Source organism: Pseudoalteromonas sp. CO348 (assembly GCF_004208845.1).
GTDB classification, from domain to species: Bacteria; Pseudomonadota; Gammaproteobacteria; order Enterobacterales; family Alteromonadaceae; genus Pseudoalteromonas; species Pseudoalteromonas maricaloris.
In genome coordinates, this window is the sequence record NZ_SGPI01000017.1 from 57,615 (window position 1) to 82,381 (window position 24,767).

A 24,767-nucleotide genomic window follows, 5' to 3' on the forward strand; every position below is an offset into this window, starting at 1 on the left:
CGCTACTTGTACCTCTTGGTGCTACTTTGCGCATTTTGCGTCTGTAGATAGTTGAGCTTGTCGGCGATTTGTTTCTCAAGTCCCCTATCTGTCGGATGATAATATTGTCGCTCTTGAATGGCTTCTGGGAAGTAATTTTCTCCAGCAGCAAACGCGCCTGGTTCATTATGTGCATAACGATATTCTTCGCCAAAACCGAGTTCTTTCATTAGTTTTGTCGGTGCATTTCTGAGATGTTCAGGTACGGGGTAATTTGGATCACTTTCAGCATCACGTTTAGCTTGATTGAACGCCATGTAGACCGCATTACTTTTTGGCGCACTCGCAAGATAAAGCGTTGCCTGTGCTATCGCACGCTCTCCTTCACTTGGCCCTACCCGATGAAATATATCCCAAGCATTTAACGCAACTTGCATCGCTCTTGGGTCTGCATTGCCGATATCTTCAGTGGCGATCGCCAGCAATCGCCTTGCAACATAGAGCGGATCGCCTCCACCTGCTAATATTTTGCAATACCAATAAAGTGCCGCATCTGGTGCGCTGCCACGAACTGACTTATGAAACGCTGAGATTAGGTCATAATATAGGTCGCCCTTATTGTCATAACTTGATAATTGGCTGGGCAATACTTGTTTTAGTACAAGTTCATTCACCAAATGAGTGTTTGAGTTTGGCTCAAAACTTAAGTCAACCGCCTGCTCTAGTAGATTAAGCGCCTTTCTTGCATCTCCCGAAGCTGCTTTGGCGATGAGTTCAAGCGCGCTGTCATCAATGGTGATAGCTAATTTCGACAGCTGTTCATCGCGGGACAACGCATCTTTAAGTACTTGACCTAGTTCGTCCTCTACAAGCGATTGTAAGGTATAGACACGCGCTCGAGACAAGATCGCGTTATTCAGTGCAAAAGAAGGGTTTTCAGTGGTCGCGCCAATAAAAATAAAGGTGCCATCTTCAATGTGAGGTAAAAATCCGTCTTGCTGGGATTTATTAAAGCGATGTACTTCATCAACAAATAACAGCGTACGTCTGCCAAACTGAGCTAATCGGTTTTTAGCATCGACGACCGCTTCACGAACCTCTTTAATTCCTGCACTGACAGCGGAAAGCTTGATAAGCTCTGCATCCGCATAGTTGGCAATGATCTCAGCAAGGGTGGTTTTACCCACTCCGGGTGGCCCCCAAAGGATCAGGCTATGACAGCGTCCAGATTCAATCGCACGATAAAGTACAGAGCCTTTGGACAAAATATGACTCTGCCCGACATAATGCTCTAACGAGGTTGGCCGCATTCTTGCGGCCAACGGTCGTACATCTGGTGTAAAATCAAACCCTAAACTAGTCACTGCCTCTTTGGTCGTCTACGACCACTCCTTGTGGAATTGTAAACTCAAACAAACTCTCTTTTACTGGTACATTGACTTTGCTTTCCTTAAAGCTAAACGTAGAGACTTGACCTGAAATATCGTTCACTTTCAATAATGCTAAGCCGTCGTTTTTATCATCAAAACGCAGTGTTAATTGCTCTACCTGCGAGTCTACTTTGTTTTTTGGCGTGATCAGATATTCTTGACCGTTAAGAGCTACGTTGTACTTCAACCATTGACTGTCCTCTTGGGTCGTAAGTAGCACAAATGGCGTAGTATCAATAAGTTTAGTCGTATCTAGGATGGTCACTTGCTCAGCAAACGTATCGTAGTAATAGGTTGTTGCTCCGCTTGATACAAATAAAGTGTCATCCGGCATCTCTTGTTGCCAGCGGATTTTTAGTGGCTGCGCTAAGGTTATCGCCCCTTCGCCGGTTTGCAACTCATTGCCTTCTTGATCTTTAACGATTTGCTCAAACTTACCTTGAAAACTGGTTAATTCAGCCAGTCTTCCTTTTAGACTTTGCATCGCTGCCTCATCAGCCCACACAGGCTGAATAAAGAGGTTTGATAATACCGTTAGCAACGCAATTTGCTTAAATTTTTTCATTAATTGGCTCCACCTTTTACCAATACATCTCGTGCACCATTATGACCAGGAGCACTTACCACTCCAGACATTTCCATTTGCTCAACTAATCGAGCGGCACGGTTATAACCAACCCTTAACTTACGTTGTACACTCGAAACAGACACTTTGCCTGTTTCAATAACAAACCCAACGGCTTCATCATAAAGTGGGTCAGACTCTTCATCCCCACCTTCCGGTGCTTCGCCTGGTAGTAAAATATCCTCAGTCGCTTCACCGCATAGAATTTCTTCTACGTAGTTTGGTTTGCCTCTTGCTTTCCAGTCACTCACTACCGCATGTACTTCATGATCGTCAACAAACGCGCCATGTACACGAACCGGAACACTCGTTCCTGGCGGCAAATAGAGCATGTCACCCATACCCAACAGATTCTCCGCACCTTGTTGGTCTAAGATTGTACGTGAATCAATCTTACTTGATACTTGGAACGCCATTCGCGTTGGTATATTCGCTTTGATCAACCCCGTAATAACATCTACTGATGGACGCTGTGTTGCCAGCACTAAATGTATGCCTGCCGCTCGCGCCTTTTGTGCAATACGTGCAATTAACTCTTCTACTTTTTTACCAACAATCATCATCATGTCGGCAAATTCGTCTATAACGACCACGATACTCGGTAATTTATCTAGCTCTTGTGGTTCATCCGCCATACCGTCTGTATCTTTAAAGAGTGGATCTAAAATTGGATGACCCGCTTCTTTAGCGTCTTTAATCTTTTGATTGTAGCCTTTGAGGTTACGAACACCGAGTGCCGACATCAGCTTATAACGACGTTCCATTTCCCCCACACACCAGCGTAGCGCGTTTGCTGCCTCTTTCATATCGGTAACCACTTCGCATAATAAATGTGGGATACCTTCGTAAACTGAAAGCTCAAGCATTTTCGGATCTATCATGATCATTCGCACATCTTCTGGCGGCGACTTATATAACAAGCTTAAGATCATGACATTAACGCCCACTGACTTACCAGAACCAGTGGTACCAGCCACCAGCAAATGCGGCATTTTGCCTAAATCAGCAACGACCGGTTGGCCTGCGATATCTTTACCAAGCACCATAGTCAAAGGAGATGGATTTTGTTCAAACTTAGGGGCGCCTATCACTTCAGACAAACGCACGATTTCACGGTGTTTGTTAGGTAGCTCTAAACCCACATACGTCTTGCCTGGGATAACCTCAACTACACGCACACTGACTGCAGATAATGAACGCGCTAAGTCTTTTGCTAAACCTGTGATCTTAGCAACTTTAATGCCCGGCGCGAGATCTAACTCAAAACGCGTAACGACAGGGCCTGGATACACACCAACTACCTGCGCCTGTACATTGAAGTCTAATAGTTTAGTTTCAACCAACCGCGAAACCTGATCTAACTCTTCTTGCGAAATTGGGTTTTTAGCCTTGTCAGGTCTATCCAACAAATCTAATGAAGGCAATGGATCCGCAGGTGGCTGAGCCTCTAGAAGCGCTTCAAATTGCTCTTTTGCGCTTGGTGGAGGCTGATAACCATTGGCCGCCTTTTCAGGTACTTTAGGCTTAAGAGGCCTTGCCGGAGAAACCACTTTGGTTTCATGCACTGGTGCTTCATCCAAGGCATTTAATGCCGCGACAGTATCCAGTGGCTCATCCTCTATCGCTGAAAAGTTGATTTCTTGCTCTAGAATATCATCTAGCTCATCAAATACCGACGGCTCTTTCTTCTCTTGTAGATCAGAGTGCGGTGCAGACGTGGATTGAGGTGCAGGTTCAGTGCTCGTTTTGCGGAACAATTTATCTTTTAATTTGCCAAGTCCACTGGGTTCTTCTTCAGCATCGAAATCTATATTAATTTCAGTATCGGTTTGTTGCTGGTAAACCTGCTCGAGATCATCTTTTCGCTCGCTAGCTATTATTGGTGTCTCACTCTCTACTCTATCCGTTTTGGTGCCAGCACCCTCCGGTTTCTGTGAAACTGACTGCGTTTGCTCTATATTGCGCTCTGCTGTCAGCCTATCGCGTAACCATCTAAAGCCAGCCAGTACCTTTTCACCTAAATAATCAACGAATTCAACCCAAGACACACCGGTAAGTAGTGTCATTCCGGCAAAGAAAAAGCACAGTAGCAGTATAGAAGTACCGGTAAAGTTAAAGGCAGGCATCATTGCACCAGCAACCACATCCCCTACTACCCCACCAGATGAGAAATTATAGATATCATCGAAATTGATGCTGCTAATTGCACTTGCAGAGGTAATAAACAGCGTCGCGCCAATAAGGCGTAAACCTAACGTGGTGTAATCGAGTTGCAGTAGCTTATGCGGTTTTTTAAACAGTAGATAACCAAGAAACTGCAGCGCTGCTGGGATCAAGAACGCCAGCCAACCGAAACTCAGCAGCATAATGTCTGCCAGCCAAGCTCCGGCAGCACCCGTTATATTGTTTACTTTTACGTACTCACCGGATTGAGTCCAAGCTGGATCGGCTGGGTCGAAACTTATCAACGCACACAACATAAATATTGCTGCAGCCGTGCTTACAATCAAACCTGTCTCTAAGAGGCGTTGCACACCATTTAAGCGCATTGTAATTAAACCTTTTTTCTGTTTCTTTTCTGGACTATAAAAGCCCAAAACGTCAGCAAATTAGTGATTTGCGTTAGTATTGCTGTATATACTTACACCTTACCAAGAAATACCTCAAGGTGCACAAGGTTTTATTACTTCTCCTTCTTCTCCTTTTACTTCTTCCATGACCACAAAAGTTCGACTTTCACTGATATTTGGCAGTTTAAGTAAAATTTCTCCTAAAACTCCGCGATATTCTGACATGTCGGTCACTCGTGTTTTCAATAAATAGTCGAAACTACCGGACACAAGGTGACATTCAATAATTTCATCATGCTGCTTTACTGCTTGATTAAATCTATCGAACACATCAGGCGAATTTTTATTCACTGTAACTTCAACAAACACTAAAAGTCCCTGTCCAAGCTTAGCAGGATCGACTACGGCTTTATAACCTCGAATAAATCCTTCCCGCTCCAGCTTTTTAACGCGCTCCAAGCAAGGCGTAGCGCTCAATCCTATGCGTTTGGCTAATTCTACGTTCGAAATTCTGCCATCTTTCTGAAGTTCGACTAAAATCTTTCTGTCGATTCTGTCTAGTTGTTGATACATAGTGTAGTTTTTTATCCTGAATGATTCATTAATTCAGAGTATATCACTACATTGAAATATTAAAACAGTGAGACACACTGGCTATAGGTAAATATAATAGTCAAAAATTTTACCCCGTTCTTATTTTGAGGCGAATATTATGATTATTGGTGTACCTAAAGAGATAAAAAACCACGAATACCGCGTTGGTATGGTTCCTGCGAGCGTTCGTGAACTAATCAATCACGGTCACGAAGTCGTTGTTGAAACAAATGCTGGTATCGGCATTGGTTTTACTGACGAAGATTATGTTCAAGTTGGTGCTAAAGTTTTAGACACAGCGGCAGAAGTTTTTGCTACTGCTGATATGATTGTTAAAGTAAAAGAGCCTCAAGCTGTTGAGCGCGCAATGCTACGTGAAGATCAAATCCTATTTACTTACCTTCACCTAGCACCAGACCTTCCACAAACAGAAGATCTAATCAAGAGCGGTGCTATCTGTATCGCATACGAAACGGTAACTGATGCGCGTGGTGGTCTTCCATTGCTAGCGCCAATGTCAGAAGTTGCTGGTCGTATGTCAATTCAGGCAGGTGCTCAAGCGCTTGAAAAGTCGCGTGAAGGCCGTGGTATGCTGCTAGGTGGTGTACCTGGTGTTGAACCAGCTAAAGTCGTTGTGATCGGTGGTGGTATGGTTGGACGTAACGCAGCGCAAATGGCGGTAGGTCTAGGCGCAGACGTTACTATTCTTGACCGTAGCATTGATGTATTACGTTCTTTGAATGCACAGTTTGGTAGCCAAGCTAAAGTTATCTACTCAACGGCTGACGCACTTGAAAAGCACGTACTAGAAGCAGATCTTGTGATCGGCGGCGTACTAATTCCTGGTGCAGCGGCTCCTAAGCTTGTAACTGCAGAACACATCAAAGCAATGAAGCCTGGTGCTGCTATTGTTGACGTTGCAATCGACCAAGGTGGCTGTATCGCTACTTCTAAAGCGACTACACATGCAGAGCCAACATACATTGTTGATGACGTAGTTCACTACTGTGTAGCTAACATGCCAGGTGCTGTACCTCGTACTTCAACGTTTGCACTTAACAATGCAACGCTTCCGTACATCATCAAGCTTGCAAACTTAGGCTACAAAAAAGCGCTACTAAATGACAAACACTTCATGGACGGCTTAAACGTTCTGAAAGGTCAAGTAACGTGTAAAGAAGTGGCAGAAGGCTTCAACATGGAATATGTTGACCCACGCGCTGCACTAGAAAATGCTTAATTTTGAATTTAAGTAGTAAAAAGGGCTTCAATTGAAGCCCTTTTTGTTTTGCTGTTATACCAATTCGCCTAAAAGACTAGTTGATATTAGTTCGTCTCGAAATTCACTTCTGTATCTTGCGTTAACGTAACGTCTTTTGTTTGATACAAACTAAAATCTGCATCTATCGTTTCGGCATCATCTAAATGACCTAAGCACGAATACCCTACTTTGTAATCACCTGAACCAATAAATGCTATCTCATATTCACTCTCGGCATCTAAGTTTGCGGTTGCTACTGGCGCTGAGTCTTCATCACTGATGTCGCTAGGCACTGCAACATCCGCTTTATAAAGATAAACAACATGTTTGTACTCTCCGACTAGAGGAGCTAGGTCCGCGTTATCTGCTATACATGCATTTTTCACAGACTCACTAACCATGCCCTCAATCTCGAAACTGGTTAACAGATTTTCCAAACGGACAGCTGTTGGTTTTAGATAAACGGTGTCATCATTTGTGCGCTTCAACAGCGCCTTATTTAAGTCAAACTCCAATACGATTTGGTTCTCACCTTCATTTAACGAGAAGTTATTGAGTTGGATTTCACCTACGCCATCGTTACCTTTACGGGTTACGGCTAGTGGTGCTTGACTACCATCTAAAAAACGCACGCTAGAGGTTAAATCAAAATTAGACCCCGCACTACCGTTTACAACATCGGCTCTGATCCACTCATAATCACCAGCATCGATCTCTTGGTCATTTACAACCAAATAGATATCATCACCCGTATATTCAAGCAGATTGATTTTCATTGGATTACCCTGTGCATCCAAGGTATCAAATGTGACATCTTCTTTTCCAGATGCTCTAAATGTCAGCCGTTGAATAACAAGGTTTACCTCTGCAAGATTATTCACAGCAGCATCTGACACACCAACACTTACGGTGGTTTTTTGGGTTGGTTGCGTGGTGTTGTTGTCGTTTGAGTCAGAACCTGAACCGCCACCGCATGCAGCGAGTATCATTGCCGAGGCAATTGCTGTTAAAGCTGGTTTATACATGATGTTTTCTCCTCTTCTAAGTTTTAGAGAATAGGAATTGCACCATGAATAAATAATTAATATAAACGCAATAATTTGAAATACCTTCAAATCAACGCAGAAGATTTGGCATTTTCTTATTAAATGTCATAAGTTTAATGTATCAAACTTATTGGAGTGTGGCCGTGAAGTTTAAACACAAAGTCGTATCCGTCTCTGCGCTTGTGCTACTTGCAGCATTACTGATCTTATCTGTTATTCAATACATTTCCGTGCAATCAGCAATCAAAGCACAAGCCGAACAAAGTGTGAATGAAATAATTCAAGGAATTGGTAACACTGTCACTGCGCAAATGAAAGGAGCAACCGATCTCGCCGCGCTTGCTACCAATCTCGTGGCTTCCACTGACACCCTAGACGCAGCCTTTCCTATCCTCTCGCAGCCACAGCTCACAACCTCTTTCCTACTGATAGGTTATGGTGAAGAGCAAACAGGAAAATATGTCGCTAGCGATCCAAATTGGAACCCTGGTGCAAACTGGGACCCGAGAAAGCGACCTTGGTATACCGACGCAAAAACTGCACGAAAGCTCATTATCACAGCGCCTTACGCTGACGCAGTAAGTAACGAAATTGTGGTATCAATCGGTGCACCAGTGTTTAAACAAGGCCAATTCAACGGCGCGATTTTTTACGACGTTAGTTTGGCAAAACTCGGCGAAATGATTAACTCGTTCAACCTGCTCGACGCAGGTTTTGCCTTTATGGTGAGTAAAGACGGGTCGACTATCTCACACCCTGATGTAAAACTAAATGGTAAGTCTTCTCGTACATTTCTCGGTGACATAAGTATCTCAGAAAATATCCAATACGTTGAAGTAAATGGCGAAGACAAATTAGTACAGTTTAAAGAGGTCGAAGGCTTAGATTGGTATTTAGGGGTGATGCTGGATGAAGACACCGTTTTTGCTGCACTTTCACGACTGCAAAGAGATGCAGCCATATTTGCCTTTATTTCTGTGGCACTCGCGACTGTACTACTTTCTTTTGTAATTAGCTTATTATTAAAGCCGCTTGATGAAATCAACACCGCCATGGCTGCTATCGCACGCGGTAATGCGGACTTAACCGTACGATTAAATACCGAGCATGAACCCGAATTTGCAGCACTGGCGCAAAATTTTAATGCCTTTACCAGTAGCTTACAGTCTCTAATAGCGAATATTCAGGGTTTAGGCCATGAAGTTTTAAACGATGCTCAACAAACATCTAAAGTTGCAAATAAAGCCAAACTTTCCATTCAAGAGCAATTAGCGAGTATCAAAGTCCTTGATGAAGCAACAACACACATGTCTACAACTGAACATCAAGTAACACAATCTGCCCATGAAGCCGCTGAAGCAATTAAAACCACCGATCAAGTTGCTCGCCAAGGAGAAAAAATCGTTGCAGAAACAACGGAGACAATTCAAGAGCTATCTAATCAAATCAGTTCGGCAATGACCGTAGTTACGGAGTTAGAAAGCTCGTCTACAGCTATTGAGCAAATATTATCGGTTATCAACAGCATCGCTGAGCAAACCAATCTCCTAGCGCTCAATGCTGCCATTGAAGCCGCAAGGGCCGGTGAGTCTGGCCGCGGCTTTGCCGTCGTTGCAGACGAAGTAAGATCGCTTGCACAAAGAACACAAGAAGCCACAACTGAAATCCGTGGAATGATAAGTCAACTACAGTCAGGTTCAGAAAGCGCGGTTACTGTAATGAAGCAAAGCCAACATTATGTCGATAAAACGGTTGAAAAGGCAGAGCAAACTCGAGCCGCGCTTGAAGATATGCGTAGTGCCATTCGCCATATTGTCGATTTGAATTCCCGCATTGCTGATATGCTGAATGAGCAAAATGACATTGTAAATAACGTGAATAGCAGTAGCTCATCAATTCGTGGTATTTCCGAGTCGGTGTATAGCGAAGCTAAGAGCGTAGATGCCACCATGCAGTCTCAAGTAGAAAAGATAACAACCCAAGAACAACTACTTGAGCAATTCAAAGTTTGATTATCGGTAAACTAAACCGTTACTATAGAGACAGTTGTAAAGCGGCGCGATGCCAAGAGATAAAACATGAAAGCGAATTTGCAGGAATTATTTGAACAGTATTTTCAGATAGCTGAACAGGTTCAGATCAACCTCTACCCAGTTGATGACAATATGGTTCCAGAAAACGAATATCAATTAGAAGCTGCAATTCCGCCGCTATTTAAGCTCGCGAACGAAATTAATGAGTTAGATCTTAATGCCCTGCGACCACTTCGTAATCTGGGTGATATTGCCAATGAGTTAGCAGCTTATTTGCAGGCGCAATCACGTAAGATTGATTTAATTATCAGCCATATTCTCGCAACCGAAGAGCCTGACGACAGTCATCTATTTTGTGACAGCTACGGCGGCGGCGGCCTGACCGCAACGTTAGAAGCAGATTATGAAGTCGGACAATCGTTACGAACTAAAATATTTTTGCGCAATGAAGCCAGTGCTATCTTTTGCTACTCACAAGTCATTGCCAAGCAAGATGGTAAATTCACCCTCGCCTTTACCGCTATTAGAGAAGCGGATCAAGAGTTGCTCGTACGGGCGAGCTTACACGCCCAGACCAGACAACTTAAGCTAAAGCAGCAAAAAGACCAATAAGGCATTTAACGCATTAAGTGCCTTCTTTAAATGCTCAATTATCTTCACAAAACTTACTGACACACCTGAGGTTAATGATAAACTATAGGCTTATTATTATATGGTGATGATTTAATGAGTTTTACTTTACTCCCAGAATGGGCACCACAAGACGCTATCATGCTTACTTGGCCGCATTCTGATACCGATTGGAGCGACATTCTCAGTGACGTTGAACCTGTGTACGTTGCACTTTGCCAACATATTACCCAAGTTCAAGAAGTCGTTATCGTGGCGCATAATGATGCGTTAAAACAGCATATCGAAAACCTACTCGGCGCAGCTGAGGTTAGCTTAACCAAGTGTCACTTTGTTGTGACGCCTTGCGATGACACCTGGGCCCGTGACCACGGTCCACTTACGACGCAAACAAGTACAGGAAATCTATGTATCAAAGATTTCACCTTTACAGGTTGGGGTAACAAGTTTGCTGCGGATTTAGACAATAAGATAAATCAGCAGCTAGCCAAACAGGTCCTCAACCCAAACTGTACCTTTGAAAAGGTTGACGTGGTACTTGAAGGCGGCGGTATTGAGATCAACGAGTCCAATGTCCTATTGACTACTTCAGAGTGTCTGTTGAACCCAAATCGCAATCCACATCTAAGTAAAACCGAATTAGAACTATTGTTGCAAAAAGAGTTGGGTGCTGAGTCATTCCTGTGGGTAGATCATGGATACTTAGCCGGTGATGATACTGACAGTCATATCGACACGTTAGTGCGTTTTGCACCAGATAACACCTTGGTATATGTAAAGTGCGACGACAAATCAGACGAGCACTATGATGCCCTCAATAAAATGGAACAGCAGCTACGCACATTCCGCACCCCAAATGGCGATCCATACCGTTTAATTAGTTTACCTTGGCCTAGTGCTAAGTTTGATAACGAGGGTGAGAGATTACCTGCAACCTATGCAAACTATCTGATCTTGAATAAAACGGTGTTAGTACCTATCTATGGCGACGACAAAGATCAAGAAGCACTGGACAAAGTCTCTCTTGCCCACCCAGAAAGAACGGTAATTGGCGTTAACTGCCTACCAATCATCCATCAATTCGGTAGCCTGCACTGTATTACGATGCAGTTACCAAAAGGTTTTTTAAGGTAAGTACCATGACTGAAAAAAACATCAAAGTTGGTATTGTTCAACATAGCAACTCTACAGATCTCGTAAACAACTTTGCGAAAACCTGTGACGGTATCCGAAAAGCGGCAAGTCAGGGTGCTAAGCTTATCGTTTTACAAGAATTGCACCGCAGCTTGTATTTTTGCCAGACTGAAGACACCGATCTCTTCGACTTAGCGGAAACCATTCCTGGTCCAAGCACAGACTCACTAGGCGCACTTGCAAAAGAGCTGAATGTTGTCATCGTTGCGTCGTTATTTGAAAAACGTGCAACAGGGCTTTATCACAACACCGCAGTTGTACTTGAGTCTGACGGTACGATCGCTGGCAAATACCGTAAAATGCATATTCCTGATGACCCAGGTTTTTATGAAAAGTTTTACTTCACTCCTGGCGACATGGGCTTTACTCCGATTCAGACTTCTGTAGGCAAATTAGGCGTACTGGTGTGTTGGGATCAATGGTTCCCAGAAGGTGCGCGTCTGATGGCAATGGCGGGCGCTGAGTTTTTAATCTACCCAACGGCAATCGGCTGGGATCCTCGCGATGACAAAGCAGAGCAATTTCGTCAACGAGATGCTTGGATAATTGCACAGCGTGCACATGCAGTGTCGAACGGAGTACCTGTGATCAGCGTTAACCGTGTTGGCCATGAATCAGACCCTTCAAGTCAAAGTGAAGGTATTCAATTCTGGGGCAATTCTTTTGTTACCGGTCCACAAGGCGAAATGTTATTGCATGCATCTGAAGAAGCTGAGGAAATCTCGGTTGTTGATGTTGATCTTGCACGCAGTGAATCTGTTCGTCGCATCTGGCCGTATTTAAGAGACAGACGAATCGATCACTATCAGGATCTTTGCAAAATTTATCGCGATTAATAAATAGGAGTAATCAATGGCGAATGTGCAATGGAACGATTTACCTTGGGTAAAATCAAACAAGGATAAAATTTCGTGGGGTAATTTGGTTGGCAGCAGCTTATCACTGTGTTTGAGTGAGCACATCCAACAACACGACAACTTAGTTGTACTGGTCACCCCCGATACACCTTCTGCACTTCGCCTTGAGCATGAACTGGCGTATCTTTTAAAAGACACGCCTGTCATGATGTTTCCTGACTGGGAAACATTACCCTATGATCACTTTTCACCACATCAAGACATTATTTCTCAGCGTCTTGCGACGCTAAATACACTCAAACAGGAAAAGCAATCCGTACTCATCATTCCTGTTTCAACCCTCATGCTACGTACCGCACCACCTAGCTTTATCCACGGCATGAGTCTTCAGGTAACAAAAGGTGACACAGTAGACGCACAAAGCTTGCGTGATACCTTAACTCAAGCGGGTTATCGTCATGTTCAGCAGGTAATGGAGCACGGTGAGTTTGCTGTTCGAGGTTCCATTATTGATTTATACCCCATGGGTAGCCCACTCCCCTTTAGACTAGATTTCTTTGATGATGAGTTAGACTCCATTCGTCATTTTGATATCGAAAGCCAACGCTCAAACGATGAGATTGATGCTATCGATTTACTACCGGCGCACGAATTCCCAACCAATGCAGAAGACATTGAACGCTTTAGAATTAATTACCGTGAAGCGTTCGGCGCAAGTAGTGAAAAAGACAGTATTTATATGCAAGTCAGTAAAGGGAACTGGCCTGCAGGTATAGAGTACTATTTGCCGCTCTTTTTTGATTCATTAGCGACGGTGTTTGACTATTTGCCTGAAGATACCGTATTTATGCCTTTTGGCGACATTGAATCTGCAGCGCAAACCTTTTGGCAAGACGTATCTAAACGCTACGAAAGTCGCCGGGTTGACCCACTTCGCCCTCTACTTTCACCAGCCAAGCTATATCAGCCTATAGAGACCTTATTTGAAGGCCTTAACGGCTTCTCTCGAATAAAGCTTAGTCAAGCGATGCTGGGAACCAAAGCGGGCAATAACAATGTCGCAGCGGAATTAATCGACGATGTCCGCATTGAGCATAAACACGCTAATCCATATCAAAAAATCCTCGATTACATCGCTGCTGAGAAAAAGCAAAAGTCTCGGGTGTTATTCAGTGTTGAATCAGAGGGCCGACGAGAGTCACTGCTTACCTTATTAAAGCCGACAGGACTAAAGCTAAAGCCTTATAAACGCATTGCAGAGTTTGTCTCTAGCGACTCAGATGTTGGTGTGGTCGTCACTCCACTTGCTACCAGTGTGAAACTTCTGGATAAACAATCGCTGTCTATCATCACCGAGCAAGAGCTTTTAGGTGTTAAGATCTCCCAAAAGCGCCGCCGTAAACATAAATACGAACAAGGGCAAGATGCCCTGATCCGAAACCTCGCTGAGTTAAAAGAAGGTCAACCTATTGTTCATTTAGATCATGGTGTAGGCCGCTATTTAGGGCTGGAAACCATAGATGCAGCGGGTATTGCTACCGAGTTTGTGACTATCATCTATGCCAATGACGCTAAACTTTATGTGCCAGTTTCTTCGCTTCATATGCTCAGTCGTTACTCAGGAGGTGAAGAAGCTTCTGCACCACTTCATAAACTGGGTAATGACGCCTGGGAAAAAGCAAAACGCAAAGCGGCTGAAAAAGTCAGAGATGTTGCTGCTGAACTCCTAGACATATACGCAAAACGCCAAAGTAAGCCGGGATATGCATTTAAGCTAGATGCGAGTGCCTATCGAGACTTTTCTGATAGCTTCCCATTTGAAGAAACAGACGATCAACGCAATGCAATCACAGCCGTACTTGCAGATATGCAATCAAGCCTAGCAATGGATAGACTCGTTTGTGGTGATGTTGGCTTTGGTAAAACCGAAGTGGCCATGCGCGCAGCATTTGTTGCCGTCAACGATAGCAAACAAGTGGCTGTCTTAGTGCCAACTACGCTCCTTGCCCAACAACACTTCGAGAACTTTAAAGACCGTTTTGCCGATCTGCCTGTTGAAGTCGGTGTGCTTTCGCGCTTTAACTCAGCGAAAGAACAAAAAGAGACGTTACAAAAACTTGAAGAAGGCAAAATTGATATTGTAATAGGCACCCATAAGCTTATTCAAGAAAACATCAAGTTCGCCGATTTGGGTTTGTTGATTGTTGACGAAGAACACCGCTTTGGTGTGAGGCAAAAAGAAAAGATTAAGCAGCTTAGAGCGGATGTCGACATTCTTACCCTTACCGCTACCCCAATTCCGCGTACACTGAATATGGCAATGAGTGGTATGCGTGATCTCTCTATTATCGCGACACCGCCAGCCAAACGATTAGCAGTAAAGACCTTTGTGCGAGAGCGCAATGACGAGCTTATCCGCGAAGCAATTCTGCGTGAAATCAAGCGCGGTGGACAGGTTTACTTCCTCCACAATAATGTCGAGACAATAGATAAAATCACCGCTGATATCTCGGCGCTCGTGCCAGAGGCCAACGTCACCACTGCCCACGGGCAGATGCGTGAAAAAGAACTTGAGCACTTGATGGGCGAATTCTATCACCAAAAGTATAACGTGCTTGTGTGTACAACCATTATTGAAACCGGTATTGATATCCCCTCTGCTAATACTATCATTATGGATAGAGCCGATAAACTCGGATTGGCACAGTTACATCAGCTTCGCGGCCGTGTAGGACGAAGCCATCACCAAGCATACGCATACCTACTCACGAAGAATAGCCAAGCCTTAACTAAAGACGCGGTCAAGCGCTTACAGGCTATAGAACAACTCGAAGACTTAGGCGCAGGTTTTGCCCTTGCCACCCACGATTTAGAGATCCGTGGTGCGGGTGAGCTACTGGGAGATGACCAAAGCGGTCAAATTCAAACCGTTGGCTTCACGCTGTATATGGAAATGCTAGAACAAGCAGTTGAAGCCTTAAAAAATGGCAAAGAGCCGACACTCGATAACCTACTCCAACAGCAAAGCGAGGTTGATCTTAAGTTCCCAGCACTGCTACCGGATGATTACATTCATGATGTAAATATTCGCCTTAGTATGTATAAACGCATTGCTAGCACAAAGTCGCTGGCGGAGCTTGATGAGCTGCAAATCGAATTAATCGACCGCTTTGGGCTGTTGCCAGATGCGGCTAAAAACCTATTTGCGGTGCAGTCTGTTAAGCTAAAGGCAACCCAATTAGGCATTAACAAGATCGAAGCAAACCCCAAAGGTGGCTTCTTCGAGTTCAGTAGTCATACAAAAGTTAACCCAACATTCATCATAGGATTGATACAAAGTAGCCCGTCAACCTATAGAATGGAAGGCGCGAATAAACTGAAGTTCCTGATCGAAGAGAAAAATGGCCAAGAGAGATTAAAACTGGTCAATGCGATGATTGATGACTTTGAGAAAAAGGCTGTAGCATGAAAACAATAAAAAGTCTGGCCATCCTAGCGGCTTTGGTAAGTAGCGCGTCTGCACATGCCACCCGTTGGTTTGAAGTAGAATTGATAGCATTTGAGCAAGAGCCTAGTTTCTCTTTGCGAGAAGACTTTAGTATTGAACCTGAGCCGCTCAATCAAAAAAACATCAAGTCACTATTATTCGACGGTTTTAATACCACCGGCTATAAACTATGCTTAGAAGGCAGTGAGCAGTTTGCTGAGCACGATTTTATTCGTGGATTAACGTCGGGTGCGCGCTCCAGCTCTTGCGACCCAGATGCAAACTATGTTGAAAAATTCGGCACTTTGCCTCTTTCACCGCAAGTTGAGCCACAAGAACATATGGACTCAATTTATCTGTTGGATGAGTCACAGTTTAATTTTTCTAACAAAGTCGCTGAATTAAAACGTAAAGGACTCAAGCCACTGTTGCACACAGGTTGGCGATTCCCGGAACAAAGTAACAAACGTGCGCCTAATATCGAAATTATTGCTGGCAAACAGTTTGCGTCACCATCCAGTTATAGCGTAATAGAAAATGACGATCAGTTTTCGTCACTATCGAACCGATTTAGTATTCAGGAATCAAAAGATCAAGTGCATTGGCAGCTTGAAGGCTTGATTAAAATTCACGTGAGACATTACCTTTACGTGACCACAGATTTAGATTTAAAGTACGAAGACGGTAACGATATTCGTACTGCTCGTATGTCTCAATATACACGCGTGTATAGCGGCGACATACATTACTTAGATCACCCTAAACTTGGGGTCATCTTTCAAATAAGAAAATACAAACATTAGACGGGCAACCCTATGAAAAAATTACTAACTGCTGCTGCGCTACTCACCCTAGTCGGCTGTTCTAAAGTAAGTTTGGAAAACTACAACAAGCTAGAAGTAGGCATGGACAAAGCTGAAGTTGAGAACATTCTTGGCTCTGCTGATAAATGTGAAGAAAAAACGCTACACACCAATTGCATTTGGGGAAGCGAAAACAAGCACATTAAAGTAACGCTGCTTTCCGATAAAGTAACTCTTTATTCAAAGAAAGGAATTGAATAAACCTTAAATTCGTTATCGAGACTCAATAATAAATTGATTGAGTCTCATGCCTTCCATCATTCTGTAGTTAAATAATGTTATAAAATTAGTGTCAAATAAGTTATCTCTCTTTAAACAAATATTGAATTCGTAAACCAATCAATACAACCCACTTTTAATTTCCCCAATACAACAACAATAGATTTAACAATTGGTAACAAAAAACCAAAAAAACACGTAAAAACCAGCTTCAAAGTATAAAATGTAACAATTTAATTTTGAAAAAGTAAATTATCAATTGGGTGTGTAAATTTGTAATTAATCTAAATATAGTCGCTATTGCATACATAGATATGCTAAAAAAATAGGAATAATTATGAAAATCAATACACTCTCATCGTCGATCAAAGCGGCTTTAGCCGTAAGTGCGACAATCGCAGCGGTATCTCCAGCAGTATACGCAGAAGAACAAGATGCAAATCAAACTGCAGCAGATAAAGTTGAGCGCATAGAAGTAACAGGTTCACGTATTTCTCGAGTTGATCTAGAGCCGACACAACCTATAGAAACAATTGACTCAGAATATATAAGTAAACGAGGTACAACTAACTTAGCATCAGTGTTAGAGGAAGTTCCTGGTATCGCGCTTGCAGCGACAGCAAACCTTTCAAGTAACGAACAAGCCGCTTCCCAAGGGGTTGGTCAAAGTACCGTTAATTTGTACGGACTGGGTTCTCAACGTACCCTAACTCTTGTTAATGGTTCACGTTTTGTGTCAAGTAACTCACCTGTAGGTGGTGGTAGTGCTCCAGGTAGTCAGGTAGATATAAACAATATCCCGGTTTCTCTTATTGAGCGAGTAGAAGTAGTTAAGGTGGGTGGTGCACCGGTTTATGGCGCCGATGCTGTTTCAGGTGTTGTAAACTTTATCTTAAAAACTGACTATGAAGGTGCCGAATTCTCAGCTGACGTAACAAATTATGATGAAGCAGGTAAGTACGATAAGTCATTCCGCGGTTTATTTGGCGGAAACTTCAATGAAGATAAAGGCAACTTAGTTTTTAGTTTTGAATACCAAGATCAGAAGAGTATCTTAGCATCCGAATTACCATCATGGGTTGACCAATGGGGTGGTTATACGCCTTTGGGATCTGACGCGGTAGTTGATGCCGATGGCAACCCTGTTACAGGTCAACGTCGTTTATACCCAAATGGTAGAGCTGGAATTCTATCAAACTCTGGTCTTATCACACCAGGACCGACAGCGGTAGTTAATGCGGGTTTAGGTGCGTGGCCAGACGGTTCATTTTTGCAATTTGACCCAAGTGGTAACGGACAATTAATCCCGTTCAACACAGGAACACCTACAGGTAATGCTGTTTGGTCTTCTGGTGGTGACGGCTTAGACCTTGCTGAATCTAATACTGCTCGAGAAGGGTTTGAGCGTTACAACTTTACTATATCAGGTAATTATAAGCTTACAGATGATGTCAACATGTCTGTACTAGGTTTCTTTAACTCATCAGATGCGGTAAATGAAGGCTACCAGCCAAACAAATATAGTTCTGGTCTATTCGGTGGCCTTGGCGCTGCACTTAAATTCGATACAGACTATGTTTACTTACCAAGTGAAACAAGGAATCGCCTTGAGAACTACCTTGGTGGTCCAGGTGAGTTTTATATGCACAAAGCTTGGACTTCATTGGGTAAACGTAAAATTACCAATGAATCTGATGTAAGAAGTATAAAAATTGGCTTTGATGGTTATTTTGAACTGGGAGAAAACGAATGGAAATGGGATGTTTTCTATCAACAGGGTGTAAGCAAAATATTCTCTCAAGACTTTAACATCAACGAAAATCGCTTCTTAGCGGCTATCGATGTAGGTTTTAACAATGGCGCTATTGACTGTAAAGCCAACTATGTCGACGGCTATCACGACAAGTATACAACTAGCGGTTTTGGTGTAACAGAAACCCAATCAGTACTGGGTGAAGTTGGCAAGTGTGTTGCGTACAACCCATTTGGCCCTGCTTCTCAAGAAGTTCTTGATTATATCACCTACCCTGCAATGGGTTATTCACGTGTTGAACAAGATATCCTTCAAGCGTTCACCACAGGTGATATTATCGAATTACCTGCAGGTTATTTAGCTGCAGCATTTGGTTACGAAAGACGTACAGAAAAAGCAAGCTTTAGTGAAGATGGCACAAATGTGTTAAACAGTGGTTTGGCTAATGCATCTACTTCAGGTTCGTATACTACACAAGATTTATTTGCAGAAATCAGTCTACCGCTAGTTTCAAGCGACATGGATATTCCACTTGTAAATACGCTGAGCGTTGACGCTTCATTCCGTAGAATTGACAATGATTCGGCGGGTAAAGACAATGTTTGGGCTGTAGGTCTAAATTACCAGCCAATCAGTGACCTAATGGTTAGAGCTAACTATTCAGAAACCGTTAGAGCCCCGTCTGTTACCGAACTATTTTTACCAGTAATTCAAGACTCTCAATTCGGCACAGATCCTTGTGATATCAATAATATAGATAAAGGTCCAAGCCCAGCAACAAGAAGAGCTAACTGTGAAGCTGCTGGTGTACCAGATGGTTATAAGGCGGTATCAGGAAATGCCTCAAGGGTTGGTACAACTGGTGGTAATGTAGACCTTGAAAGTGAAAAAGCAGAAGGTTTAAATATTGGACTTGTTTATGCTCCAGAGTGGTTTGAAGGCTTCAGCTTTAAAATTGATTATATAAAGATCGATATTGAAGACGCGATTGTTGACTTTACTCTAACCGACATCTTAAATGCATGTTACGACTCTACTAATTACCCGAATGAGTTCTGTGGTAAATTTAGACGAGGCGCAGACTTCCAGATCCCTGCTGATAAAGCGTTTGAATCTGGTTATGTAAATGCTGCACTTCAAGAGTTTGAGACATATGAATATGAGGTCATGTTCAAGCGTCCATTGCACCAATATCCGCTTATTGGTGGATTACTACCTGAAAACTCTGGTGAGTTAGGTATTCGCTCACGTCTATATAACCTTAAAAAAGACGCAAAATCTAATACCGGCTTCGACTTCGAAGACAATACAGGTGAATACGACAACCCTGATTGGCTTGGTGATTTAAGATTTGACTATACTCTCGAAGACATTAACGTGTATTTTGATGTTGAGTACCACGGTGAAGGTAATCGCAACAACGACTCTACTAATTTCTATGATTATATTGATCAAAACGGTAATCCGTATAACAAGATCCAATCACAGACTTTATATACTTTAGGTGGTTCATATTACCTGAATGATAATGCCGTTGTGCGTTTCCGAGTGGATAATCTATTCGATTGGTACCCAAGTGTTCGTGAGCTATCAGTTGCTAGATACACTTATGGCCGCGTATTCAGCGCTGGTTTCACGTACAAGTTTTAAAATTTCTTAGTACGTTATAAATCTAGATGCCATTTCATGAGTGAAATGGCATCTTTTTAAGGCTTCTTTTTGCTCCCATGAACAGAGATCTTAACAGTACAACTTAATACTTGCTCAATTTGAAGGAGCAAATCTGACGCTAACTGCGTTAAAAGTTTCTCATTTAGAACAACTAAATAGCAAAATTTTCGCCTTCCCACAGGATGTAGGTACCTTGGCGTAAGCAGGATGCGGAAGCGGTGTTATTGACAAGATCCTCTCGCCTAAAAATAGAGCACTTAGTTAAGCGCATTGGAATAAGACTTCCAGCTACGCACCTACTACACCCAAAGTACAATTCCAACGAAGCATATGGGAAGTAATTCACATTCACTAATCAAATTGAACTACGTAAGATTTAGGGTTAAATATATAACTTGCAGGTATTTGGAGTTATGCAACCTTGTAAAGAATTGTCTCGCACATCAGAGATGGTGCGCCAATCAATCCAAGTAATTCAATCAGTGAAACTTACCTAGTTTTAAAGCCTTATAATTGATTGAATGGCTATTTTTATCGGCCAAATCATGTTCAGCTATTGCATTGACACAATTTCAGCATAACTTTCACAGTAATTTCCAATAAAAAAATTTGAATATTACCGCTTACTACTGTTAAATTTTTACAAATAAAAAAGGGCCGTAAAGGCCCTTTACAACAAGTAGAAACTAGCAAAAACAAGGATTAGCGCATTGCCATCATCATTTTAGCGGGTTCCTCTAGGAAGGTTTTCCATAAATTATTGAAGCGTGCGATCGTGCCGCCATCAATAATACGGTGGTCGCCAGACCAACTTACCTGCATGATAGAGCGTGCAACCACATTACCTTGTGCATCGAAGCGTGGTAACTGCTGAACTTTGCCAAGTGCAACGATTGCAACTTCAGGTTTATTGATAATCGGTGTCGCAACAGTACCGCCAATCGCCCCTATGTTTGAGATTGAGATAGTACCGCCTTTCAATGAATCAGGAGGCACACGCCCTTCTCTAGCGGCTTCTGTCAGTTCAGTAACAGATTGGGCAACTTCTACAATCGATTTGCTTTGGCATGATTTAATATTTGGTACAAGAAGACCCAGCTTGCTGTCCACCGCCATACCAATATTGTGGTCATCAAAATAAGTGATTTCCGTACAGTCATCATTTACTTTTGCATTCAAAATTGGGAATTCGTTGATAGCGAGTGACAACGCCTTGATAAAAAATGGCATCATCGTCAGCTTCACGCCTTGTTTGGCATATTGCTCTTTCAAAACACCACGAAGTGCAATTAAATCGGTTAAGTCAATCTCGTCACAGTAAGTGAAATGTGGGATCGTCGAAACAGAGGCCACCATCTGTTTGGCCATCGCCGCTTTCATACCACGTAGAGGCTCAACTCTTTTACCACCTTCTGAGGTAGTAGCCGACTTTTGCGTTTGAGGCTGTACCGTGGTGCTAGCTTCATTCGTGGTTGAAGCGTCAGTTACACCGTGCTCAAGGAAATGTTCGATGTCTTCTTTATAAACGCGCCCATTTTTACCAGAGCCAGGCACTTCAGAGAGGTCAACACCAACTTCGCGCGCCTTGCGGCGTACTGCCGGAGATGCAATTGCTTTACCATTTTTCGGCAAACTGCGCGTAGCCTCATCGTTTGCAGTAGCAGCTTGTGCATTACTTTCTTTAGGCTTGTGGACATCAGCGATTGGATCGTCTGATTTTCCGGCGTGAGATGACGCCAACTTCATTTGAAATAGCGGACTATGCACCTGTGCTATCTCGCCTTTTTTATAATAGAGTTTTTCAACAATACCATCGTACTTGGCTGGAATTTGCACTAGCGCCTTGTCAGTCATTACATCACAAACGGCCTGATCTTCTTTGATTTCATCACCTTCAGCGACAAGCCATTCAACAATTTCGCACTCAACAATGCCTTCACCAATATCTGGTAAGATAAAGTCTTCAAGTACAGTACTGGTTGAAGTAGTTGGCGAGGATTGAGGTGCTGATTGCTCCGGCTGAGCAGCTTGCTCGCCGGCAACATCCATTGCAAACAAAGGTTCATGCACCTTTGCAATTTCACCTTTTTCGTAATGCAGCTTAGTGATCACACCGTCATGTACTGCGGGGATCTGCACTAGTGCCTTATCCGTCATTACGTCACAAATAGGTTGATCTTCTTTTACTTCGTCACCAACAGCCACCAACCACTCGACGATTTCGCACTCTACGATGCCTTCACCAATATCTGGTAAGATAAATTCTTTAGCCATAACTTATCCTTAAAATTCCATAGAACGTTTGATAGCGGCGAACACTTTAAGTGCATCTGGCACATATTCTTTCTCAAGTGCTAGAGGATATGGCGTGTCTAATCCACAAACTCGCTCAATTGGAGATTCTAAATGCAGGAAACACTCTTTTTGTATGGTTGCTGCAATCTCAGCGCCAAAACCATTCGTGATTGGCGCTTCGTGGCTCACGACCAAACGACCTGTTTTAACCACGGACTTGGCTACCGTGTCCATATCCCAAGGAAGAATGCTTCTTAAGTCGATTATTTCACAGCTAATACCCGCTTCTTCAGCTTTTTGCGCCGCTTGTTCGATGATTTCCATCTGCGCGCCCCAAGCCAATAGCGTTATGTCAGTACCTTCTTTAATCACTTCGGCTTTACCAAGCTCGATGCTGTAATCTTCTTCTGGCACTTCACCAACAGAAGCGCGATACAAGCGCTTAGGTTCAAAGAAAATAACCGGGTTATCGTCTTTAATGGCAGCACGCAGTAGGCCTTTTGCTTGATACGGGTTACGCGGTACTACAATTTTAAGACCAGGTGTATGCGCAAAGTAAGCTTCTGGCGATTGTGAATGATATAGACCACCTGCGATACCACCACCGTATGGCGTACGAATTGTTAAGTTACCCACATCAAACTCATTACCTGAGCGATAACGGAACTTGGCCGACTCGTTCACGATTTGGTCAAATGCCGGGAAGATATAATCTGCAAATTGAATTTCAGCAAGCGCAGGGGCACCAAACGCTGCAAGACCATTGGCAAAACCCAAAATACCTTGTTCAGTCAATGGCGTATTAAAAACACGGTGTTTTCCGTATTTTTCTTGAAGGCCTGACGTTGCACGGAATACACCACCAAAGTAGCCAACGTCTTCACCAAAAATACAAGCCTGCGGATGCTCCGCCATCGTGATATCTAGCGCCGAATTAATGGCGTGTAGCATGTTCATTTTAGCCATTATTTAATTCTCCCTGCTGTGACTGGGTATGCGTCTGGATAAGCTTTAATATGCGCTTTCAATTCATCATATTGCTTCTGCAGCGATGGAATTGGCGTGTCATAAACATCTGAGACCAGATCTTCTAATGCAGGCTTTTGTACTTTCTCTGCAACCTTCAATGCAGCCAAGATATCTTCACGGATTTTCTCTTTTTCCGCATCATCTTGGGCTTCATCCAACCAATCTTGTTTTAGAAGCCATTGCTTAAATCGATTTACCGGGCAACTATTTTTAAATTCAGCTTCTTCATCTTTAGTACGGTAACCAGACGGATCATCAGAAGTTGAGTGTGCACCCAATCGGTATGCAATAGATTCAATCATCACAGGCTCACCGTTTTCAACTGCAATTTTACGCGCGGCTTGTGTCGCGGCGTAAACGGCAAGCGCATCGGCACCATCCACACGGATGGTCTTAATACCATAGCCAACACCGCGAGCGGCAATACCATCACCTTTGAACTGTTCATCCGCAGGTGTTGAAATTGCATAGCCGTTATTACGTGCATAGAAAATAACTGGTGAACCATGCACCGCGGCCATGTTTAGACCAGCGTGGAAATCACCTTCTGACGCAGCACCTTCACCAAAATAGCAAATCGTGACGTTATCAATTTCAGACGTTAGCTCACCGGTTTCTTTATCGATGTGTTTTAGCTTTTGGCCGTACGCATAGCCCGTTGCTTGAGGAATTTGCGTTCCTAGCGGCGACGAAATAGTCAGGTAATGTAATTCTTTAGAACCATAATGCACAGGCATTTGGCGGCCTTTGCCTAAGTCCTTCTCATTCGAGAATAACTGATTCATGAACTGCTCAAGCGAAAAACCACGATAGTGAATTGCGGCTTGCTCACGGTACTGAGCCATGATCATATCATCTTCTTTAAGCGCCGCAGCACTTGCCGTAACAGCGGCTTCTTCGCCAAGACATTGCATGTAGAAGCTAATACGTCCTTGACGCTGAGCACCTTGCATACGCTCGTCAAGTAAACGAATAAACCGCATTGTAGAGTAAATTCTTAATGCCGTTTCTTTATCAATATCTGGTGCTGTTGCACCGTCTAAAACATCGCCTTGGTCACTTAAAATCTTTAATGTAGGGATATTGAGTGCATGACCATCTATAAATTCCAGCGCGTGGCTGATATTTAAGGATATATTATTGGGGTTAGTCATAACCTACCTTCTCTTGTTGTCATAACAAACTTACGGAGTTCAAACCCGACTTTCTCATACGAGATCTGGTTTCAGAT

General features: G+C 43.1%; 17 protein-coding genes. 9 read left to right on the top strand and 8 right to left on the bottom strand.

Going from position 1 to position 24,767, the window contains the following annotated elements:
• Positions 1-2 precede the first annotated feature (2 nt).
• The 4 genes from EXT48_RS07750 to lrp all read right to left on the bottom strand — a co-directional run bounded on the left by EXT48_RS07750 (position 3) and on the right by lrp (position 5,177).
• Positions 3-1,343 (bottom strand): replication-associated recombination protein A, encoded by a 1,341-nt coding sequence (locus tag EXT48_RS07750; RefSeq protein ID WP_130164098.1) that lies wholly within the window; start codon positions 1,341-1,343, stop codon positions 3-5.
• Complete coding sequence (lolA, locus tag EXT48_RS07755; protein WP_069020658.1) at positions 1,336-1,974, bottom strand: outer membrane lipoprotein chaperone LolA; 639 nt, start codon at positions 1,972-1,974, stop codon at positions 1,336-1,338. Before lolA ends, EXT48_RS07750 begins: the two co-directional genes overlap by 8 nt.
• Positions 1,974-4,583: a DNA translocase FtsK gene (locus EXT48_RS07760; protein ID WP_130126336.1), complete on the bottom strand. Its 2,610-nt coding sequence runs from the start codon at positions 4,581-4,583 to the stop codon at positions 1,974-1,976. Before EXT48_RS07760 ends, lolA begins: the two co-directional genes overlap by 1 nt.
• 114 nt (positions 4,584-4,697) lie before the next feature.
• Complete coding sequence (gene lrp / locus EXT48_RS07765) at positions 4,698-5,177, bottom strand: leucine-responsive transcriptional regulator Lrp (RefSeq protein WP_010372754.1); 480 nt, start codon at positions 5,175-5,177, stop codon at positions 4,698-4,700.
• A 139-nt stretch (positions 5,178-5,316) separates the two neighbouring features.
• On the opposite strand from lrp, the gene ald reads away from it, so the two are divergent.
• Positions 5,317-6,438 carry an alanine dehydrogenase gene (gene ald, locus EXT48_RS07770; RefSeq protein WP_130164099.1) on the top strand — a complete coding sequence of 374 codons (1,122 nt, stop codon included), beginning with the start codon at positions 5,317-5,319 and terminating at the stop codon, positions 6,436-6,438.
• An 86-nt stretch (positions 6,439-6,524) separates the two neighbouring features.
• On the opposite strand, the gene EXT48_RS07775 is transcribed toward ald, so the two are convergent.
• Positions 6,525-7,484 (bottom strand): DUF4382 domain-containing protein, encoded by a 960-nt coding sequence (locus EXT48_RS07775; RefSeq protein ID WP_130164100.1) that lies wholly within the window; start codon positions 7,482-7,484, stop codon positions 6,525-6,527.
• Between the two features lie 164 nt (positions 7,485-7,648).
• Here EXT48_RS07775 and EXT48_RS07780 point away from each other — a divergent pair, with 164 nt between their 5' ends.
• From EXT48_RS07780 to EXT48_RS07815, 8 genes are all read left to right on the top strand, one after another.
• Complete coding sequence (locus tag EXT48_RS07780) at positions 7,649-9,517, top strand: methyl-accepting chemotaxis protein (protein ID WP_165384097.1); 1,869 nt, start codon at positions 7,649-7,651, stop codon at positions 9,515-9,517.
• Positions 9,518-9,583: 66 nt separating this feature from the next.
• The gene (locus tag EXT48_RS07785; protein WP_128728098.1) at positions 9,584-10,150 is read left to right on the top strand and encodes a PilZ domain-containing protein; all 567 of its coding nucleotides are present in this window, start codon (positions 9,584-9,586) and stop codon (positions 10,148-10,150) included.
• Positions 10,151-10,264: 114 nt separating this feature from the next.
• Positions 10,265-11,302: an agmatine/peptidylarginine deiminase gene (locus EXT48_RS07790; RefSeq protein WP_130126344.1), complete on the top strand. Its 1,038-nt coding sequence runs from the start codon at positions 10,265-10,267 to the stop codon at positions 11,300-11,302.
• A gap of 5 nt (positions 11,303-11,307) precedes the next feature.
• Complete coding sequence (locus EXT48_RS07795) at positions 11,308-12,198, top strand: carbon-nitrogen hydrolase (RefSeq protein WP_130164102.1); 891 nt, start codon at positions 11,308-11,310, stop codon at positions 12,196-12,198.
• A gap of 16 nt (positions 12,199-12,214) precedes the next feature.
• On the top strand, positions 12,215-15,688 hold the full coding sequence (mfd, locus tag EXT48_RS07800; RefSeq protein WP_130164103.1) for a transcription-repair coupling factor: 3,474 nt from the start codon (positions 12,215-12,217) through the stop codon (positions 15,686-15,688).
• Positions 15,685-16,509: a CsiV family protein gene (locus tag EXT48_RS07805; protein ID WP_130164104.1), complete on the top strand. Its 825-nt coding sequence runs from the start codon at positions 15,685-15,687 to the stop codon at positions 16,507-16,509. The genes mfd and EXT48_RS07805 overlap by 4 nt, the downstream gene beginning before the upstream one ends.
• Positions 16,510-16,521: 12 nt before the next feature.
• Positions 16,522-16,770, top strand: coding sequence for a lipoprotein (locus EXT48_RS07810; protein WP_039495925.1), 249 nt, complete (start codon positions 16,522-16,524; stop codon positions 16,768-16,770).
• Positions 16,771-17,125: 355 nt separating this feature from the next.
• Positions 17,126-20,191, top strand: coding sequence for a TonB-dependent receptor (locus tag EXT48_RS07815; RefSeq protein ID WP_130164105.1), 3,066 nt, complete (start codon positions 17,126-17,128; stop codon positions 20,189-20,191).
• Between the two features lie 723 nt (positions 20,192-20,914).
• Here EXT48_RS07815 and EXT48_RS07820 read toward each other — a convergent pair.
• The 3 genes from EXT48_RS07820 to EXT48_RS07830 are packed head-to-tail and all read right to left on the bottom strand — an operon-like array spanning position 20,915 to position 24,690.
• Positions 20,915-22,486 carry a dihydrolipoyllysine-residue acetyltransferase gene (locus EXT48_RS07820; RefSeq protein ID WP_130164106.1) on the bottom strand — a complete coding sequence of 524 codons (1,572 nt, stop codon included), beginning with the start codon at positions 22,484-22,486 and terminating at the stop codon, positions 20,915-20,917.
• A 9-nt stretch (positions 22,487-22,495) separates the two neighbouring features.
• Positions 22,496-23,473: an alpha-ketoacid dehydrogenase subunit beta gene (locus EXT48_RS07825; RefSeq protein WP_010604720.1), complete on the bottom strand. Its 978-nt coding sequence runs from the start codon at positions 23,471-23,473 to the stop codon at positions 22,496-22,498.
• A complete protein-coding gene (locus EXT48_RS07830) occupies positions 23,473-24,690 on the bottom strand; it encodes a thiamine pyrophosphate-dependent dehydrogenase E1 component subunit alpha (RefSeq protein ID WP_039495931.1) in 1,218 nt (405 codons plus the stop codon). The genes EXT48_RS07825 and EXT48_RS07830 overlap by 1 nt, the downstream gene beginning before the upstream one ends.
• Positions 24,691-24,767 lie beyond the last annotated feature (77 nt).

What these genes read in the sequence shown, in the direction of transcription:
- lolA (WP_069020658.1), bottom strand. Translation starts at nt 1,974, where the DNA reads ATGAAAAAATTTAAGCAAATTGCGTTGCTAACGGTATTATCAAACCTC.
- EXT48_RS07760 (WP_130126336.1), bottom strand. Translation starts at nt 4,583, where the DNA reads ATGCGCTTAAATGGTGTGCAACGCCTCTTAGAGACAGGTTTGATTGTA.
- lrp (WP_010372754.1), bottom strand. Translation starts at nt 5,177, where the DNA reads ATGTATCAACAACTAGACAGAATCGACAGAAAGATTTTAGTCGAACTT.
- ald (WP_130164099.1), top strand. Translation starts at nt 5,317, where the DNA reads ATGATTATTGGTGTACCTAAAGAGATAAAAAACCACGAATACCGCGTT.
- EXT48_RS07775 (WP_130164100.1), bottom strand. Translation starts at nt 7,484, where the DNA reads ATGTATAAACCAGCTTTAACAGCAATTGCCTCGGCAATGATACTCGCT.
- EXT48_RS07785 (WP_128728098.1), top strand. Translation starts at nt 9,584, where the DNA reads ATGAAAGCGAATTTGCAGGAATTATTTGAACAGTATTTTCAGATAGCT.
- EXT48_RS07790 (WP_130126344.1), top strand. Translation starts at nt 10,265, where the DNA reads ATGAGTTTTACTTTACTCCCAGAATGGGCACCACAAGACGCTATCATG.
- EXT48_RS07795 (WP_130164102.1), top strand. Translation starts at nt 11,308, where the DNA reads ATGACTGAAAAAAACATCAAAGTTGGTATTGTTCAACATAGCAACTCT.
- mfd (WP_130164103.1), top strand. Translation starts at nt 12,215, where the DNA reads ATGGCGAATGTGCAATGGAACGATTTACCTTGGGTAAAATCAAACAAG.
- EXT48_RS07805 (WP_130164104.1), top strand. Translation starts at nt 15,685, where the DNA reads ATGAAAACAATAAAAAGTCTGGCCATCCTAGCGGCTTTGGTAAGTAGC.
- EXT48_RS07810 (WP_039495925.1), top strand. Translation starts at nt 16,522, where the DNA reads ATGAAAAAATTACTAACTGCTGCTGCGCTACTCACCCTAGTCGGCTGT.
- EXT48_RS07815 (WP_130164105.1), top strand. Translation starts at nt 17,126, where the DNA reads ATGAAAATCAATACACTCTCATCGTCGATCAAAGCGGCTTTAGCCGTA.
- EXT48_RS07820 (WP_130164106.1), bottom strand. Translation starts at nt 22,486, where the DNA reads ATGGCTAAAGAATTTATCTTACCAGATATTGGTGAAGGCATCGTAGAG.
- EXT48_RS07825 (WP_010604720.1), bottom strand. Translation starts at nt 23,473, where the DNA reads ATGGCTAAAATGAACATGCTACACGCCATTAATTCGGCGCTAGATATC.
- EXT48_RS07830 (WP_039495931.1), bottom strand. Translation starts at nt 24,690, where the DNA reads ATGACTAACCCCAATAATATATCCTTAAATATCAGCCACGCGCTGGAA.